15 protein-coding genes are annotated in these 16,895 nt (G+C 62.9%); 10 read left to right on the forward strand and 5 right to left on the reverse strand.

Annotation, left to right across the window (positions count from 1 at the left end):
- The first annotated feature begins 270 nt into the window (after positions 1–270).
- Positions 271–1,659: a 2-isopropylmalate synthase gene (locus A3764_RS01130; protein ID WP_067922169.1), complete on the forward strand. Its 1,389-nt coding sequence runs from the start codon at positions 271–273 to the stop codon at positions 1,657–1,659.
- Between the two features lie 83 nt (positions 1,660–1,742).
- Positions 1,743–2,117: an antibiotic biosynthesis monooxygenase family protein gene (locus A3764_RS01135; protein ID WP_067922166.1), complete on the forward strand. Its 375-nt coding sequence runs from the start codon at positions 1,743–1,745 to the stop codon at positions 2,115–2,117.
- Here the strand turns inward: A3764_RS01135 and A3764_RS01140 are convergent.
- From A3764_RS01140 to A3764_RS01150, 3 genes are read right to left on the reverse strand one after another with little or no spacing between them, the layout of a single operon-like run.
- Positions 2,114–3,640 carry a cryptochrome/photolyase family protein gene (locus A3764_RS01140; RefSeq protein WP_201722271.1) on the reverse strand — a complete coding sequence of 509 codons (1,527 nt, stop codon included), beginning with the start codon at positions 3,638–3,640 and terminating at the stop codon, positions 2,114–2,116. The two genes, A3764_RS01135 and A3764_RS01140, sit on opposite strands and share 4 nt — an antisense overlap.
- Complete coding sequence (locus tag A3764_RS01145) at positions 3,637–4,305, reverse strand: SDR family NAD(P)-dependent oxidoreductase (RefSeq protein ID WP_067922146.1); 669 nt, start codon at positions 4,303–4,305, stop codon at positions 3,637–3,639. Before A3764_RS01145 ends, A3764_RS01140 begins: the two co-directional genes overlap by 4 nt.
- A 3-nt stretch (positions 4,306–4,308) precedes the next feature.
- The gene (locus A3764_RS01150) at positions 4,309–4,752 is read right to left on the reverse strand and encodes a VOC family protein (RefSeq protein ID WP_067922143.1); all 444 of its coding nucleotides are present in this window, start codon (positions 4,750–4,752) and stop codon (positions 4,309–4,311) included.
- A 267-nt stretch (positions 4,753–5,019) separates the two neighbouring features.
- Between A3764_RS01150 and A3764_RS01155 the strand changes: the two genes are divergently transcribed.
- The gene (locus A3764_RS01155; protein WP_067922140.1) at positions 5,020–6,588 is read left to right on the forward strand and encodes a 2-isopropylmalate synthase; all 1,569 of its coding nucleotides are present in this window, start codon (positions 5,020–5,022) and stop codon (positions 6,586–6,588) included.
- A 73-nt stretch (positions 6,589–6,661) separates the two neighbouring features.
- Here A3764_RS01155 and A3764_RS01160 read toward each other — a convergent pair whose 3' ends face one another.
- The gene (locus A3764_RS01160; RefSeq protein WP_067922133.1) at positions 6,662–7,246 is read right to left on the reverse strand and encodes a VOC family protein; all 585 of its coding nucleotides are present in this window, start codon (positions 7,244–7,246) and stop codon (positions 6,662–6,664) included.
- A gap of 183 nt (positions 7,247–7,429) precedes the next feature.
- Here A3764_RS01160 and A3764_RS01165 point away from each other — a divergent pair, with 183 nt between their 5' ends.
- From A3764_RS01165 to A3764_RS01190, 6 genes are all read left to right on the forward strand, one after another.
- Complete coding sequence (locus tag A3764_RS01165) at positions 7,430–8,476, forward strand: rod shape-determining protein (protein ID WP_067922130.1); 1,047 nt, start codon at positions 7,430–7,432, stop codon at positions 8,474–8,476.
- Between the two features lie 71 nt (positions 8,477–8,547).
- Positions 8,548–9,465, forward strand: coding sequence for a rod shape-determining protein MreC (gene mreC / locus A3764_RS01170; RefSeq protein ID WP_067922125.1), 918 nt, complete (start codon positions 8,548–8,550; stop codon positions 9,463–9,465).
- Positions 9,462–10,001 (forward strand): rod shape-determining protein MreD, encoded by a 540-nt coding sequence (locus A3764_RS01175; protein ID WP_067922122.1) that lies wholly within the window; start codon positions 9,462–9,464, stop codon positions 9,999–10,001. Before mreC ends, A3764_RS01175 begins: the two co-directional genes overlap by 4 nt.
- Positions 10,002–10,017: 16 nt before the next feature.
- Positions 10,018–11,961: a penicillin-binding protein 2 gene (mrdA, locus tag A3764_RS01180; protein WP_067922119.1), complete on the forward strand. Its 1,944-nt coding sequence runs from the start codon at positions 10,018–10,020 to the stop codon at positions 11,959–11,961.
- A complete protein-coding gene (rodA, locus tag A3764_RS01185) occupies positions 11,958–13,097 on the forward strand; it encodes a rod shape-determining protein RodA (RefSeq protein ID WP_067922116.1) in 1,140 nt (379 codons plus the stop codon). Before mrdA ends, rodA begins: the two co-directional genes overlap by 4 nt.
- A complete protein-coding gene (locus A3764_RS01190) occupies positions 13,097–14,029 on the forward strand; it encodes a 2-hydroxyacid dehydrogenase (protein WP_067922113.1) in 933 nt (310 codons plus the stop codon). The genes rodA and A3764_RS01190 overlap by 1 nt, the downstream gene beginning before the upstream one ends.
- 64 nt (positions 14,030–14,093) lie before the next feature.
- On the opposite strand, the gene A3764_RS01195 is transcribed toward A3764_RS01190, so the two are convergent.
- A complete protein-coding gene (locus A3764_RS01195) occupies positions 14,094–16,115 on the reverse strand; it encodes a M3 family metallopeptidase (RefSeq protein WP_067922110.1) in 2,022 nt (673 codons plus the stop codon).
- 97 nt (positions 16,116–16,212) lie between these two features.
- Between A3764_RS01195 and A3764_RS01200 the strand changes: the two genes are divergently transcribed.
- On the forward strand, positions 16,213–16,895 hold a 683-nt coding region (locus A3764_RS01200; protein WP_150122028.1), incomplete at its 3' end, for a trans-sulfuration enzyme family protein.

Genomic DNA, 16,895 nt, shown 5'->3' on the forward strand with positions numbered 1-16,895 from the left:
CATGGGCAAGGTCGGCGTTCCCCGCAAGGTCGCCGACGGTCGGGTTCAACTGCCCCAGAGTGATGCGGAAACGCTCCGTCATGTGCCGGTCCCTTCGAAATTCCGTGACCGATGTAGCAGATCGCACGACGAGGGAAAGCCCGCCCCCGCCGACGCGCCAAAAGACGATTGCCCAGCCTGCCCCCATTGCTTAGGTTCGGGATGGGCGCCGCAGGGGTGGGGCGGCCCCCCGGAACCGACCATCGCCCGCCCGGTAAAACAGGTTCGCCAATGTCCCTTCGCACGCTGTTCTTCGCATTTTCGCTCTTGCCCCTGCCCGCCCTTGCACAGGACGGCGAGGTGCTGACGAAGCAATACGACGACGGGGGCATATACGAAGGCACATTCCGGGGCGGCCTTCAGCACGGCACGGGCACCTACAAGCTGCCCAACGGGTACGAATACAGCGGTGAATGGGTCGAAGGCGAAATAAAGGGCGAAGGCGTCGCCCGTTTTCCCAACGGGTCGGTCTACGAAGGCAATTTCGCCAAGGGCAAGCCGGACGGTTTCGGCAAGATCACATTCGCCGATGGCGGCACCTATGAAGGCGAATGGGAAGCGGGGGCGATCATGGGCACCGGCGTCGCGCTTTACGCCAACGGCGTGCGCTACGAAGGCCAGTTCCGCAATGCCAAGCATCATGGCAAGGGCGTGATGCAGAGCCCCGGCGGCTACGAATACAAGGGCGACTGGGTCGATGGCGTGAAGCAAGGCGTCGGCACGATCACCTACCCGGATTCCGCCGTCTACGAGGGTGAGATTGCGGATGGCAAGCGCAATGGCACTGGCACGCTGACGATGCCGGACGGGCTGGTCTACGTCGGCCTGTGGAAGGACGGGCAGATCAATGGCACCGGTACGCTGACCCAACCCAACGGGGATGTCTACGAAGGCGACCTCGTCGGGGGGCGCCGCGAAGGCAGCGGCAAGGTCGTCTATGAAAACGGCGACATCTACGAAGGTGAATTCAAGGATGACCGGCGTCACGGCACCGGCGTTTTCACCGGGGCGGACGGCTATCGCTACGAAGGCGACTGGGTCGAGGGCCAGATCGAGGGTCAGGGCACGGTGACCTACCCTGACGGGTCGGTCTATGTCGGCAGTTTCCGCGACGATCTGGCCGATGGTACGGGCAAGATCACCTATCCCGACGGCTCCACCTATGAAGGGGAATGGTCCGCCGGCGTGATCGAGGGCGAGGGCAAGGCTACATACACCAATGGCGTCGTCTACGAAGGCGGGTTCAAGAACGCCCGCAACGATGGGCAAGGCGTCATGACCTATGCGGACGGCTACCGCTACGAAGGCGAATGGAAAGACGGTCAGCGCCACGGCATGGGCAAGGCGACTTATCCCGACGGTACCGTCTACGAAGGCATGTTCGACAACGGGCAGCGCCATGGTCAGGGCTCCATCGTGATGGCCAGCAGCTTCAAATACGAAGGTGAGTGGAATCGCGGCGAGATCGAGGGCCAGGGCGTCGCGACCTATGCCAATGGCGATGTCTATGAGGGGACCTTCAAGGCGGGCAAGAGGCAGGGCAGCGGCACCATGCGTTACGCGACCGGCGAAGAGGCCAGCGGCAGCTGGGAGAACGGCGCGCTGGAAGAAGAAGGCTGAAGCGCGCGCTTTGGCGGAATGGCGGCGCGGGATACCAGCATCACACTCAAACCAGTCACATCACCATCGCGAGGGAGCATCCAATGATCGCGGTTATCTTCGAAGTCTATCCTGATCCGGATCGCCGGACCGAATACCTCGACCTCGCGGCGAAAATGCGCCCCTTGGTCGAACAGATCGACGGCTTTATCTCCGTCGAACGGTTTCAGAGCCTGACCGATCCGGACAAGTTGCTGTCGATCTCGGTTTTCAGGGACGAAGAGGCGCTGGAGGAATGGCGCAAGCTGACGGCCCACCGGGGCGCCCAGCAGCGGGGGCGGGATACCATTTTCCGCGATTACCGCCTGCGGGTTGCCCATGTCCTGCGGGACTACGGAATGAATGAGCGGGACGAGGCGCCTGTCGACAGCCGCGCTGTCCATGATGGAACAGCGAAGGCACAAAGCGCCGCGGGCTAGACTTCCTCGCCCGCGTCCAGCCGCGCCAACCACGCGGTCGCGTCCTTCAGCACGGTTTCCTTGCGGTCCGCGTCCATCCGGTCCCAGGTCGGATACATGTTGCCCATGCGCGAATTCCCCTCGAACCGGTCGCGGTGCCGGTCGAGGAAATGCCAGTAAAGCAGGTTGAACGGGCAGGCCCCCTCGCCCGTTTTCCTGCTGACCTTGTAGTCGCAGGTTTTGCAGTAATCCGACATCCTGTTGATATAGGCGCCCGATGAGACATAGGGCTTTGACGCGATGACGCCGCCATCCGCGAACTGACTCATGCCGATGGTATTGGGGGCCTCCACCCATTCATAGGCGTCGGCGTAGACTTCCAGATACCATTCATGCACCTGCGCCGGGTCCACTCCGGCGAGCAGGGCGAAGTTGCCTGTCACCATCAGCCGCTGGATATGATGCGCATAGGCATGTTTACGGGTCTGGGTCACCGCTTGTGACACGCAATTCATCCGCGTTCCGGCGCCCCAGTAGAAATCGGGCAGATCGCGGGTGTGTTGCAGCGCGTTGCGGGTGGTATAGTCGGGGCCTTCAAGGAAATAGATACCGCGCACATATTCACGCCAGCCGATGATCTGGCGGATGAAACCTTCAGCGGCGTTGATGGGAACATCGCCCGCCTGCCAAGCCTTTTCAGCCGCCTTGCAGACCTCCAGGGGACCCAGAAGGCCGAGATTCATATAAGGCGACAGCAGCGCGTGATAGAGAAAGGGTTCGTCCGTCAGCATCGCATCCTGATAGTCGCCAAACCGCGGTAGGGCGTGCGTCACGAAGTGATCCAACGCCTCGAGCGCCTCTGCCCGCGTCGTCGCCAGTGTGAAAGGTTCAAGGTCCCCGAAATTGTCGCCGAATCGTGCCGCGACCAGCTCGAGCACATCGCGCACAGTTTCGTCAGGTTCGAAAGCCGGGGGTGGCACGAACTTCAGCTCGCCGCCCGCAGGTTTGCGGTTGTCGTGGTCAAAGTTCCACTGGCCGCCCGCAGGATCGTCGCCCTCCATCATCAGGCCGGTGCGGCGGCGCATGTCGCGGTAGAAATATTCCATCCGCAAGGCCTTGCGGCCCTTGGCCCATTCCTCGAACTCCGCGTGGGAGGCGAGGAACCGGTCATCAGGCAGGGTCCGTACCTTGATCGGTGCGTATTTCAGCTTTTCGATGAGCCGCCATTCGCCTGCCTCCGTCATGAGGACTTCGCCCGCCCCTGTTTCTTCGGCGCGGCGCAGCAATTCCCCCACGATGGAGCCGGCGTTGCCCGTATCGTCCAGCAGGGTGTAGCGGATGTCCCAACCCTCGGCCTCCAGTTCCGCCGCGAACTTGCGCATAGCCGAAAAGATCAGCGCGATTTTCATCGGGTGGTGGCGGACGTATTCCGCCTCTTCCATGACTTCGGCCATGACGATGATATCGCCGTCCTTACGGGCTTCGCGCAGGGCGGAAAGACCCGGCGTCAGTTGATCGCCCAGTATCAGGACAAGGCGGCTCACCACGGGACAGGCTTGCCGGCCCAGTCGAAGAATCCGCCGGTATCTTCGGAACGCAGCCCTTCCATCACACGCAGCAGGTTCGCGGCGGCCTCCTCGGGCTTAACGGCCGGATGCCGGCCAAGGTAATTTTCTGTAAATGGCGTCGCCACCGTGCCCGGATGCAGCGAGACGCAGATGCTTTGCGGGTGCGTTCTGGCCAGTTCGATGGCCGCGGTATGGACGATCTGGTTCAGGGCGGCCTTTGCACTGCGGTAGCTTATCCAGCCTCCGATGTGGTTGTCGCCGATGGAGCCGACACGGGCGGACAGCGCCGCCAAAACGGCGCGGCGATCCCGGGGCAGAAGGTCGGGCGCGTGCGCCAGAACCAGCGCAGGCCCCACGGCATTCAGCGCGAACTGGTCCAGCATTGCCTGTTGTCCGACCGCGCGGATCGTCTTTTCCGGCGCAGCGCCTTCGATCTCCAACGCGCCCGTCGCAATCACGATACGCTCAAAGGGGCCGTCCAGCGCAGACAAGTGCCGCTTTACCCCGATTTCGTCCATCAGATCGAAGCCCTCTTCGCGCCGGGAAAACGTGGTGACCATATCGCCCTGCGCCCTGCACGCGCGGGCCAGGGCGCTGCCAATACCGCCGGAAGCCCCGAGGATAAGCGTCTTGCGCGCCAACCCTCAGCGCAGCCCTTTTTCGTGAAGCTCGGCAAGGGCATCGGCGCTCTTATCCGGGCTCACGCCGAGTTTTTCGAGAACCGCGTCCGTCTTGGTGAATTGCAGGTCGCGATATTCAACGACCTGAACCCGATTGCCCCATGGATCGAGGAAATCGACGAAGGGTGTATCCAGCATGCGTCCTCCTGCAGCCTTTACCCTGTCCGGCACGGTGCTGCGGTCGTCGACCACCAACCCGAAATGCCGGGTCTTGTCCGCGGACTGGTCCCGCCCCTCTGCAAGCACGAGGAACTGATCACCCATATCCAGAAAGGCCATGTCTTCTTCGCGGCCCCTCAGGCGGAAAGCGAAGATCGCATGATAGAAATCGAGCGCTGCGGTCAGATCGCCCACTTCGAGAACGATATGATTGAGCCCCACGAGCTTCGGTTTGTGCAGGTCATCCATATCCGGGAGATAGCGGAGGACGAAGGGCCTTCAAGTCCGGACGGCGCGGGGGCAATTTTGCCCTTTTCTTTTCGTGCCGTCTCCGTATCTTGGCGGCCATGAATATGGCTGCTCAACACCACACGTCGATGCGCCCCTGCGCGGCACTGCTGCCGCGTCACACCCTGCTGCTGCTAAGCCGCCTCTGAGCGTGCCGGCCCGGCGCGCCCGCTCAGAGGGATGTGTCGCGCGCCACGAACAACAGCACAGCAGAATGAAAGATCCGACATGACCGATACAGCACATCAAGACCGCGTACTCATATTCGACACCACCCTTCGGGATGGCGAACAGAGCCCAGGCGCCACCATGACCCATGCCGAGAAGCTGGAAATCGCAAGCCTTCTGGACGAAATGGGCGTCGATATCATCGAAGCGGGCTTTCCCATCGCTTCCGAAGGGGATTTCAAGGCCGTCAGCGAAATTGCCCGTCAATCGAAGAACGCGGTGATCTGCGGCCTTGCCCGGGCGCAGATGCCCGACATTGACCGCTGCTGGGAAGCGATCAAACACGCCAATCAACCGCGCATTCATACCTTCATCGGCACCTCGCCGCTCCACCGGGCCATTCCGAACCTCACACAGGACGAAATGGCCGAGCGCATCCACGATACGGTGACCCATGCCCGGAACCTTTGCGACAACGTGCAATGGTCCCCCATGGACGCCACGCGGACGGAACTGGATTACCTTTACCGGGTCGTGGAAATCGCCATCAAGGCGGGCGCCACCACGATCAACATTCCCGATACCGTGGGATACACCGCACCGCGCGAAAGCGCGCAACTGATCGCCAAACTGCTGGAAAACGTTCCCGGCGCGGATGAAATCGTATTCGCCACCCATTGCCACAACGATCTGGGCATGGCGACGGCAAACAGCCTCGCCGCCGTGGAGGCGGGCGCGCGCCAGATCGAATGCACGATCAATGGCCTTGGCGAACGGGCGGGCAATACCGCGCTTGAGGAAGTCGTGATGGCGCTGAAAGTGCGCAATGACATTATGCCTTACGAGACGCGCGTCGACAGCACCAAGATCATGAACATCTCTCGCCGGGTCGCCGCCGTCAGCGGCTTTGCCGTGCAGTTCAACAAGGCGATCGTGGGCAAGAACGCCTTTGCGCATGAAAGCGGTATCCATCAGGACGGCATGCTGAAAAACGCCGAGACGTTCGAGATTATGCGCCCCGAAGACGTGGGCCTGACCGAAACCAACATCGTGATGGGCAAACATTCTGGCCGCGCGGCGCTGCGGTCAAAGCTTGAGAACCTCGGCTATGAGCTTGGGGACAACCAGCTCAAGGACGTCTTTGTGCGGTTCAAGGAACTGGCCGACCGCAAGAAGGAAATCTACGAGGACGACCTTGTCGCGCTGATGCGGACATCGACCGACCCTGAAAACGAGCGCCTTAAGCTCGTTTCCATGACGGTCGTCTGCGGCACGGAAGGGCCCCAGAAGGCCGAGATGGTTCTGGATGTCGACGGCACGGAACAAAGCACCAGCCAGACCGGCGACGGGCCTGTCGACGCGGCCTTCAACTGTATCAAGGCGCTCGTGCCCCATACGGCGCGGCTGCAGCTTTATCAGGTGCATGCCGTGACAGAGGGCACGGATGCGCAGGCGACCGTATCGGTCCGGATGGAGGAAGACGGCCGCATCGTGACGGGCCAGTCCGCCGACACCGATACCGTGGTGGCCTCCGTCCGGGCCTATGTCCATGCGCTGAACCGCTTGCTGGTGCGCCGCGAAAAGGGCGGCACCGACAAGCGCGAAGTCAGCTACAAGGACGTGAGCTGAGGCTCCCTCGCCCATGAAAACAAGCCTCCGCGCCGATCGCGCGGGGCCTTCGTCTTTGGGCAGGACAAACCTCTTAACGATAGGGGTTCTTCGGTCCCCGATCTTCGCTGAGCGACGCCTGTGACCGCTCCACGATCAGCGCGCTCGCATCCGCAAGATGCTGGCGCTCTATGTGGTGATCCCCGGCGGCCACGCGTATCTTGTGCGCTTCCAGCATCACTTCAGCATGGCTGGACCCGCGGGGCGGGATGAAAGCGTAGCAGGCCAGTTCGATCAGTAGACCCAGCGGATCCTTGAAATAGATCGAGTGCATGAAACCGCGATCCTTCACGCCCGAGTTTCCGATCCCGCGCTCTTCGAGGCGGTCGAGCACCTGGTCGAACATGGCGCGGTCCACTTCGAAGGCGATGTGATGCACGCAGCCCGGGTCCATGGGCGTGCGGTTGTGCATGGCGCGGCGATTCTCATTCGTGAAGATGGTGATGAGACGACCGTCGCCGGGATCGAAATAAAGATGCCCTTCGTCCGGATCGTCAAGGTTCGGCTGGTCGAAGATGAAAGGCATGCCTAGCACCCCTTCCCAGAAGTCGATGGAGCTTTGCCGGTCGGCGCCTGTGAGCGTAATATGGTGTACGCCAAGCGATTGTATCTTTTTCATGTTCCTCGTCTCCTTCACACCGGGGGCAATCGCGGTTCCCCTCAGCATAGCGCACCGGCAACATCGTGCCACCCTGCCACTTTGCCCCCCCTTTCACCCGGAGGCGGTCCTGCCTATAAGGGCGATCAGCCCGCTCCGGTCGGAGTTCCGGGCCGATGAGAATTTTGCAAGGTTTTTTGCCCGATGTCGCTTCTAGGAAATTTGCACGGCCTGTTCTCCTCCGACATGGCAATCGACCTCGGAACGGCGAACACATTGGTCTACGTCAAGGGGCGTGGCATCATCCTGAGCGAACCGTCGGTGGTGGCCTACCACGTCAAGGACGGCGTCAAGAAAGTGCTCGCGGTGGGTGAGGACGCCAAGCTGATGCTGGGCCGCACCCCCGGCTCCATCGAGGCGATCCGCCCCATGCGCGAAGGCGTCATCGCGGACTTCGACACCGCCGAGGAAATGATCAAGCATTTCATCCGCAAGGTGCACAAACGCTCGACCTTCTCCAAGCCCAAGATCATCGTTTGTGTGCCCCATGGTGCCACACCGGTGGAAAAGCGGGCGATCCGCCAGTCCGTGCTTTCCGCGGGCGCACGGCGCGCGGGGCTGATCGCGGAACCCATCGCGGCGGCCATCGGCGCGGGCATGCCCATCACCGATCCCACCGGTAACATGGTGGTGGATATCGGCGGCGGTACCACCGAAGTGGCGGTCCTGTCCTTGGGTGACATCGTCTACGCCCGCTCCGTGCGCGTCGGTGGCGACCGGATGGACGAGGCGATCATCAGCTACCTGCGCCGGCAGCAGAACATCCTTGTGGGTGAAACGACCGCCGAACGGATCAAGACCTCCATCGGTACGGCCCGGATGCCCGACGACGGGCGCGGTACCTCCATGCAGATTCGCGGGCGCGACCTTCTGAACGGCGTGCCGAAGGAAATCGAGGTGACACAGGCGCAGATTGCTGAAGCCCTTGCAGAACCCGTGCAGCAGATCTGCGAGGCCGTGATGACGGCGCTCGAGACCACTCCGCCCGATCTGGCCGCCGATATCGTCGATCGGGGCGTGATGCTCACCGGTGGCGGGGCATTGCTGGGTGATCTGGACCTCGCCCTGCGCGAGCAGACCGGACTGGCCATTTCCGTCGCGGATGAACCGCTGAACTGCGTGGCACTGGGGACCGGCAAGGCGCTCGAATACGAAAAGCAGCTGCGTCACGCCATCGATTACGACAGCTGAACATACCCTTACCCCATCCCGGATGGCGGCAGGACTGCCCTGCCTGAACCCCGGGCAGGAGGATCGCCAGAATGGCAAAGGACCGTAACAGTTCCAGCGACTACACCGGCCCCCTTCGCCGGTTGCTGATGACGGTTCTGATACTGGCGCTGGGGGCCATCTTCCTCGTCTGGCGCATCGACAGCCCGCGGGTTGAACGCTTCCGCGCGCAGATCACCGACCGCGTGGTGCCCAACCTCGAATGGGCCATGGCCCCCGTGACCGGCACCGTGAACCTGTTTCGGGATTTTCAGAGCTACCAGCGGCTTTCGGAACAGAATCAGGAGCTGCGCAGCGAATTGCGCCAGATGCAGGCCTGGAAGGAAGCCGCCCTGCAGCTGGAGCAGGAAAACGCGCGCCTGCTGGACCTCAACAACGTGCGGCTCGATCCCCGGCTGACCTATATTACAGGGGTCGTGCTCGCCGACAGTGGCTCGCCCTTTCGCCAATCCGTCCTGCTGAACGTCGGCAAGCGCGACGGGCTGGTGGATGGATGGGCCACCATGGACGGCATCGGCCTTGTGGGGCGCATTTCGGGCGTGGCCGAAAATACCTCACGGGTCATCCTGCTGACCGATGCCTCCAGCCGCATACCCGCCATCATCCAGCCATCGGGGCAACGGGCCATCATCGCGGGGGACAATTCGCCCGCGCCGCCGGTGGACTTCCTCGAAAACCCGGATCTCGTCCGCCCGGGCGACAGGGTCATATCCTCGGGCGACGGGGGTGTCTTTCCGGCGGGTGTGCTGATCGGTCAGGTCGCCGCCGATCCGGGCGGGCGGCTGCGCGTCAGGCTCGCTGCCGATTACGAGCGTCTTGAATTCCTGCGGGTCCTTCGCCACCTCGGCAATGAAACCGTCCCACAGGATTCGCAGGTCGTGGGCGCAAGCGAAGGCGGCGCGGATTTCATCGGGCCGCGCCTCCCCGACAGTGACAGCGACAGGCAATGATAGATAAATCCGTCACGAGAATCTGGATCATGCGCGGCACCTTCGTGCTGCTTGCGCTGACGATCCTGTTCTTCAACCTGTTGCCCCTTCAGACAACCCCGCGGACATGGGCAGGCCCCGACCTGCTGCTCGGTTTTGCCTTTGCATGGGTATTGCGCCGCCCGGACTACGTCCCGCCCCTTTTGCTGGCGGGCATCTTCCTGCTGAGCGACCTGCTGCTGCAGCGCCCCCCCGGGTTGTGGTCCCTGCTGGCACTTCTGGGGTGCGAAAACCTCAAGGGGCGCATCCGCAACCTGCGCGATTCCACCTTTGCGGCAGAATGGGTGGCGGTAGCCGTGGTGACCACGATGGTGCTGATGGGCAATCGGCTCATTCTCGCGATCGTGATGGTACCCGTCCCTTCCCTGACACTGAGCCTTTCCGAACTCGGGGCCACTCTGTTATCCTACCCCTTGATTGTCCTCGTGACCCACGGCGTTCTGGGGGTCCGCCGCCCGACGACCACGGATCTCGATTCCATGGGCTACCGCGCATGAACAGGAACCGCCCCGTATGAGACGCAACCGCGCCGAAATCGATGCCAGCCATGGCAAGCTGACCCGCCGGGCCGCCCTTCTGGGTGGCGCGCAACTGCTGTTCATGGGCGGGCTGGCCGCGCGGATGCGGTATCTGCAGGTCGATCAGGCCGACCAGTTCCGCCTTCTGGCGGAGGAAAACCGCATCAATATCAGGCTCATCCCGCCCGCGCGGGGCGAGATTTTCGACCGCAACGGGCGACGGCTGGCGCAGAACGTCCCAAGCTACCGGATCGTGCTGGTGCGCGAAGACGCAGGCGACGTGGAAGCGGTGCTGGACCGGCTCTCTACCCTTGTTGAACTAGACGCAGAAACGCGCGAACGGGTCATTGCGGAGGTCAACCGTTCCGCCCCCTTCCTGCCGGTGACGGTGCTGGAAGACGTCTCGTGGGACGATGTCAGCCGCGTCTCCGTCAACGCCCCCGCCCTGCCCGGCATCACGCCGGAGGTGGGCCTGGCGCGTGTCTATCCCCGCGGTCAGGATTTCGCCCATGTCGTCGGTCGTGTGGGCCGGGTGAGCCAAGCGGATCTCGACGCGCTCGAAGACCCGGATCAGGTTCTGCGCATTCCGCGCTTCCAGATCGGCAAGATCAATGTCGAGGCCCGCGAAGAAGCCGTGCTGCGCGGGTCTGCCGGTACCAAGCAGGTGGAGGTTAACGCCACGGGCCGGGTGATGCGGGAGCTTTCGCGCCGCGAAGGCCAATCGGGTGCGGACCTGCAGCTGACAGTGGATGCGCATCTGCAAGGCTACGTGCAGGCCCGGCTCGATGGGGAAAGCGCCGCTGTCGTGGTGATCGACTGTGAAAGCGGCGATCTCGCGGCCATTGCCTCTGCCCCCAGCTACGATCCCAACCTCTTTATCGGCGGAATCTCTTCGGCGGACTACAACCCGCTGCTCAACTCCGAATATCGCCCGCTGGTGAACAAGACGGTGCAGGGCACCTATCCGCCCGGCTCTACCTTCAAGATGATGACGGCCATGGCCGCGCTGGAAGAAGGCCTGATCGGACCGGAAGACACCGTGTACTGCCCGGGCCACCTCGAAGTGGCAGGCCGCCGCTTTCACTGCTGGAAACGCACCGGCCATGGCCGGGTGAACCTCGAAAACTCGCTAAAGCAGTCTTGCGACGTCTATTACTACGACCTTGCCGTGAAAGTCGGCATCGAAAAGATCACCGCGATGGCGAACCGCTTCGGTTTGGGTATCAAGCACGAATTGGCGCTCAGCTCCGTCGCTGCAGGTCTCACCCCCACCATGGCGTGGAAGCTTTCCACGCGGGGCGAGGCATGGCGGGTGGGTGACACTGTCAACTCCTCCATCGGGCAGGGCTTTACCCTGGCCTCCCCGCTGCAACTCGCGGTGATGACAGCCCGGCTCGCCACAGGCCGGGAGGTGACGCCCCGGCTGGTGAAATCCGTCGACGGCGTCGAACGGCCCGACGGTCTGGGGGCCGCGCTCGACATGAACCAGAACAACCTCAACAAGATGCGCAAGGCGATGCACGACGTGGTCAACGACCGCCGGGGCACCGCCTATCGCAGCCGCATCATCGCCGAAGATATGCGGATGGCGGGCAAGACCGGCACCAGCCAGGTGCGCAACATTACCGCGGCGGAGCGGGCCCGGGGCGTGACCAAGAACCAGGATCTGCCCTGGAACCGGCGCGACCACGCGCTCTTCGTCTGTTTCGCCCCCTACGAGGCACCGCGCTACGCCATGTCGGTGCTTGTCGAACATGGCGGGGGCGGCTCCACCGCAGCGGCGCCTATCGCCCGCGATGTCATGCTCCAGGCGCTGGCGGGCGGCGACCCGCCGCTGGAGGCCTACCCGCAGGGCGACCGGGAGCGTATCGCGGAACAGCAGGAAAGGCTGCGCGCCCTGCGGTTCGGCACCGACGGCCGCGCGAGGGACCGCGCGTGAGCTATCTTGAATACACGGTAAAGTCGGTTCCCACAGGGCTGCGCAAGATCCTGTTCCTGAACTGGCCGCTCGCCGTATTGCTTGCCGCAGTGGCCGGTGTCGGCTTTCTCATGCTTTATTCCGTCGCGGGCGGCAGCTTCACCCCCTGGGCCGAGCCGCAGATGAAACGCTTCGCCCTCGGGTTGGCGCTGATGATCGCGGTTGCCATGGTGCCGATCTGGCTCTGGCGCAATCTGGCGGGGCTGGCCTATGCCATATCGGTTGCACTGCTGCTCGCGGTGGAGCTTTTCGGAACTGTGGGCATGGGCGCCCAGCGCTGGATCGATATCGGCTTCATGCGTCTGCAGCCTTCGGAACTGATGAAGATCACCATGGTGATGTTTCTCGCCGCCTATTACGACTGGCTCCCGGCGCGAAAGACCTCCCGCCCCTTCTGGGTTCTGCTGCCGGTGATCATGATCCTGCTGCCGACGGCTCTGGTTCTGAAGCAGCCGGACCTCGGCACGGCGATCCTGCTGCTTACGGCGGGCGGTGGGCTGATGTTCCTTGCCGGGGTGCACTGGGCCTATTTCGCGGTCGTCGCCTCTGCTGGGATCGGCCTGATCACGGCGGTTTTCGAAAGCCGGGGCACGCCATGGCAACTGCTGAAAAACTATCAGTACAGGCGGATCGATACCTTTCTCGATCCCAGTTCGGACCCGCTTGGCGCAGGGTATCACATTACTCAGTCGAAAATTGCTCTGGGTTCCGGCGGATGGACAGGCCGGGGGTTCATGCAGGGCACGCAATCCCGCCTCAACTTCCTGCCGGAGAAACATACCGACTTCATCTTCACCACACTGGCGGAGGAGTTCGGTTTTGTCGGGGGCATCTCGCTTCTCGCGCTCTATGCGCTCATCATCCTGTTCTGCATAGCCTCGGCGATGCTGAACCGGGATCGCTTCGCCTCCCTGCTGACGATGGGGATCGCGTTGAACTTCTTCCTCTTCTTCGCGGTCAACATGTCCATGGTCATGGGACTGGCCCCCGTGGTCGGTGTGCCACTGCCCATGGTGAGCTATGGCGGCTCCGCGATGCTGGTGCTGTTGCTGGCCTTCGGGCTGGTACAATCGGCCCATGTCCACAGGCCCCGTTGATGGCGGTGAATGTCCTTTTCGCGGCCCGGCCCGATCGCTGGGAAACCTACGCCGCCCCGCTGCGCGATGCCTTTGCCCGTGCCGGGGTCGATGCCCATCTTGCGACCGACATGCCCCCGGCAGAGGTGGACTACATCGTTTACGCCCCGAACAGTCCCCTGCAGGTTTTCACGCCCTATACGCGCGCCAAAGCGGTGCTGAACCTCTGGGCAGGCGTGGAAGACATCATCGGCAATCCCACGCTCGCAATTCCACTGGCACGTATGGTGGACCCGGGACTGACCCGTGGCATGGTCGAATGGGTCACCGGCCACGTCATGCGCCACCATCTCGGCATGGATGCAGACATCACGCGGAGCGATACGGAATGGGAACCGCATACTCCTCCGCTGGCTTACGAACGCAAGGTGACGATCCTCGGCCTCGGGGCCTTGGGGCGGGCTGCGGCGGAAACGCTGGTCTCGCTCGGCTTTGACGTCACCGGATGGTCCCGGACGGAAAAGACACTGCCGGGGATAACCTGCCTGTCAGGCGAAGGCGGCCTCGATAAGGCGCTGGAAACGGCGGAAATTCTCGTCCTCCTGCTGCCCAACACCGCCGATACGGAAAATCTGCTGAACGCGAAGCGGATCGGAATGCTCCCCCGCGGGGCCTTCATCATCAACCCCGGGCGCGGTGCGCTGATCGACGACGAAGCGCTGCTTTCGGCGCTTGACGAAGGCCATATCGCCCATGCGACGCTCGATGTTTTCCGCACCGAACCCCTGCCGGCAGAGCATCGCTACTGGTCGCACCCCCGGGTCACGGTGACACCCCATATCGCCGCCGAGACCCGCGCCAACACCGCCTCCGAAGCGATTGCCGAGAATATACGCAGGGGAGAAGCGGGCGAGACGTTTCTGCATCTGGCGGACCCGTCCCGCGGCTATTGATGGAATGAGTATTTGAACAAAGGGTGAAGAGGGGAAACAGGCCCCTTCACCCTTTTCCAAATACTCATTCCGCCGCCGCCGCCAGCCCCCGACCCCGCAGAAGAGCAGCCGCATCGGGGAGGCGACCGCGAAACGCGGTGTAGAGTTCCGCGGCATCCACGCTGCCACCCCGGGTCAGGATATGGCCTTCTAGCCGTTCGGCCATTGCCGGATCGAAGGGGCCGCCCGCTTCTTCAAAAGCCTCGAAGGCATCGGCGTCCATCACCTCTGACCACATGTAGCTGTAGTATCCGCTGGAATACCCGTCGCCGGAAAAGACATGGGCGAACTGGGGTGTGGCATGGCGCATGGTAATGGCCTCGGGCATTCCGATGGCTTCCAGCACTTCGGCCTGACGCGCCATCGGGTCCTTCGGGGCGGAACCGTCGTGAAAATCGAGGTCAACAAGCGCGGAGGCGATATATTCGACCGTCTGGAATCCCATGTCGAAGGTCGCGGCGCCCAGAACCTTCTGCAACAGTTCCGGGGGCATGGCTTCGCCCGTGCGGGCATGGATCGCATATTCCTGAAGGACCTCGGGCACTTCCAGCCAATGTTCATAGAGCTGGCTTGGCAGTTCGACGAAGTCACGTGCGACGGAGGTGCCCGATACGCTTTCATAGGTCACGTTCGACAGCATCTGGTGCAGAGCATGTCCGAATTCGTGAAACAAGGTGCGCGCATCGTCATAGGACAGCAGCGCCGGATCGCCTTTTGCGAAGTTGCAGACGTTGATGACCACCGGCGACTGGATATCCGGGTATTTCGCCTGCGACCGCATCGCAGAACACCACGCGCCCGAACGTTTCGAGCCGCGGGCGAAATAGTCGCCGATGAAGACAGCGACATGCTCCCCTGCGCGGGTCACGTTCCATGCGCGGCAATCGGGATGGTAGAGCGGCACATCAAGGGGGGTAAACTCCAGTCCGAAGAGCCGGGTGGCCACGCCGAAGGCCGCATCGATCATCCGCTCCAGCTGGAAGTACGGCTTCAACGCCGCCTCATCGAGGTCATGTTCCTTCGCGCGCCGTTTTTCCGCGTAGTAGCGCCAGTCCCACGGGGCCAGATCGTCGTTAATGCCGTCGTCCCGCATCATCCCGCTCAGTACTTCGGCATCCGTTTCGGCCTGCGCGCGGGCAGGTTTCCAGACCTCCATCAGCAGGTCGCGGACCGCCGACGGCGTGCCCGCCATTTCGGTTTCCAGCTTGTAGGAGGCAAAGCTGTCGTAGCCCAGCAGATGCGCGCGCTCTTCCCGCAGGGCGAGGATCTCCGCCGCGATGGCGCGATTGTCCGTCTCGCCCCCGTTGGCGCCGCGGGCGGCCCATGCCTTGAATGCGGTTTCGCGCAGGTCCCGCCGGGGGGAAAACTGAAGGAAGGGCACGATCAGCGAGCGCGACAGCGTGACCACCGGCCCGGGCGCGTCCCGTTCCGCCCCCGCCGACCGGGCTGCATCAACCACGAAATCCGGCAGCCCGTCGAGATCGCCTTCCTGCAGGGTCATGTACCAGTCGCGTTCATCCGCGAGCAGGTTCTGCGTGAAGGTGGTCCCAAGCGTGGCGAGGCGGCCCTTGATCTCTTTCATCCGCGCATCCTCCGCCCCGGTAAGGGCCGCACCGGCCCTCACGAAGCCCCGATGGGTCAGCATCAGGACGCGCTGCTGTTCTTCGTCGAGGTCGAGCGTATCGCGCTTATTCCAGACGTCTTCGACCCGGGCGAACAGCTTCTTGTTCGCGGATATCTCTGCAAAATGCGCCGCCAGCCGGGGGGAGAACTCCCGCTGCAGTGCCTCGCGCCGGGGGTTGCTGTCTGCCCCGGCCACGGTGAAGAAAACGCCAAGCACCTTGTCCAGGGTTTTGCCTGCGCCTTCCAGGGCTTCGATCGTATTGGCAAAATCGGGCCTGCTCTGCGCTTCGGCGATGGCGTCGATTTCCGCCTTGTGGCGTGCGAGCGCTTCGTCGAAGGCGGGGGCGAAATCATCGTCGGAAATGCGGTTGAAGGGTGCGATGCCGAAAGGCGTGTCCCAGTCCTGCAGAAGTGGATTGCTCATGACGTTCTCCTTTGTCCCTAGCTAGGGGCCCCGCACAGGGGTTGCAATCGTCCGGCGCAGGCATGACGGTCAGCGCATATTTACAAGGAGGTGAGATATGACCCATCGCAACAGCTTTACCGGTGAGATGACCCGCGCGATCCACGCAGGCGAAGGGCCCGATCCCACAACGGGCGCCTCCGCCCCGGCGATCCATATGTCCTCCGCCTTTGTCAGCGACAGCGTATCGGGCTTTTCCGCTCATGATCTGACGGACGAATCGCCCTACGCCTATGCCCGCTGGGGCAACCCGTCGGTTCATCTGCTGGAGCGCAAGATCGCGGCCTTGCAGGGCACCGAAGACTGCCTGTGTACCGCATCGGGGATGGCGGCGGCGACGGCGATCATGCTCACCTTTCTCAGCAAGGGCGACCATCTGCTGATCTCCGATGTCTCCTACGCAGGGGTGGCCGAACTGGCCCGCGACACGCTTCCCCGTTTCGGGATCGAGGTCACGCCGGTGGACATGTCCGACCTCGACGCCGTTCGCGAAGCGATGCAGACGAATACGCGGCTGGTTCATGTGGAAAGCCCGGTGAACCCGATCATGCGTCTGGCGGATGTGGCCGCCATTGCGAAAATCGCCCATGACGCAGGGGCACTACTTTCCTGCGATGCCACGTTCTCTTCCCCGCTGGGGATGGATAGCAATGCGCTCGGCGTCGATCTGGTGATGCATTCCACCACGAAATACATGGGCGGGCACGGGGATGCCGTCGGTGGTGCGGTCGCCGGCTCGCG

It is taken from the genome of Sulfitobacter sp. HI0129 (genome assembly GCF_001635395.1).
Classification (GTDB): domain Bacteria; phylum Pseudomonadota; class Alphaproteobacteria; order Rhodobacterales; family Rhodobacteraceae; genus Sulfitobacter.

Bases quoted from the DNA above. Each gene is read 5' to 3' on its own strand.
- A3764_RS01150 (WP_067922143.1), bottom strand. From the start codon at position 4,752: ATGGATGACCTGCACAAACCGAAGCTCGTGGGGCTCAATCATATCGTT.
- A3764_RS01165 (WP_067922130.1), top strand. From the start codon at position 7,430: ATGTCGCTTCTAGGAAATTTGCACGGCCTGTTCTCCTCCGACATGGCA.
- mrdA (WP_067922119.1), top strand. From the start codon at position 10,018: ATGAGACGCAACCGCGCCGAAATCGATGCCAGCCATGGCAAGCTGACC.
- A3764_RS01190 (WP_067922113.1), top strand. From the start codon at position 13,097: ATGGCGGTGAATGTCCTTTTCGCGGCCCGGCCCGATCGCTGGGAAACC.
- A3764_RS01155 (WP_067922140.1), top strand. From the start codon at position 5,020: ATGACCGATACAGCACATCAAGACCGCGTACTCATATTCGACACCACC.
- A3764_RS01195 (WP_067922110.1), bottom strand. From the start codon at position 16,115: ATGAGCAATCCACTTCTGCAGGACTGGGACACGCCTTTCGGCATCGCA.
- A3764_RS01130 (WP_067922169.1), top strand. From the start codon at position 271: ATGTCCCTTCGCACGCTGTTCTTCGCATTTTCGCTCTTGCCCCTGCCC.
- A3764_RS01160 (WP_067922133.1), bottom strand. From the start codon at position 7,246: ATGAAAAAGATACAATCGCTTGGCGTACACCATATTACGCTCACAGGC.
- A3764_RS01175 (WP_067922122.1), top strand. From the start codon at position 9,462: ATGATAGATAAATCCGTCACGAGAATCTGGATCATGCGCGGCACCTTC.
- A3764_RS01135 (WP_067922166.1), top strand. From the start codon at position 1,743: ATGATCGCGGTTATCTTCGAAGTCTATCCTGATCCGGATCGCCGGACC.
- mreC (WP_067922125.1), top strand. From the start codon at position 8,548: ATGGCAAAGGACCGTAACAGTTCCAGCGACTACACCGGCCCCCTTCGC.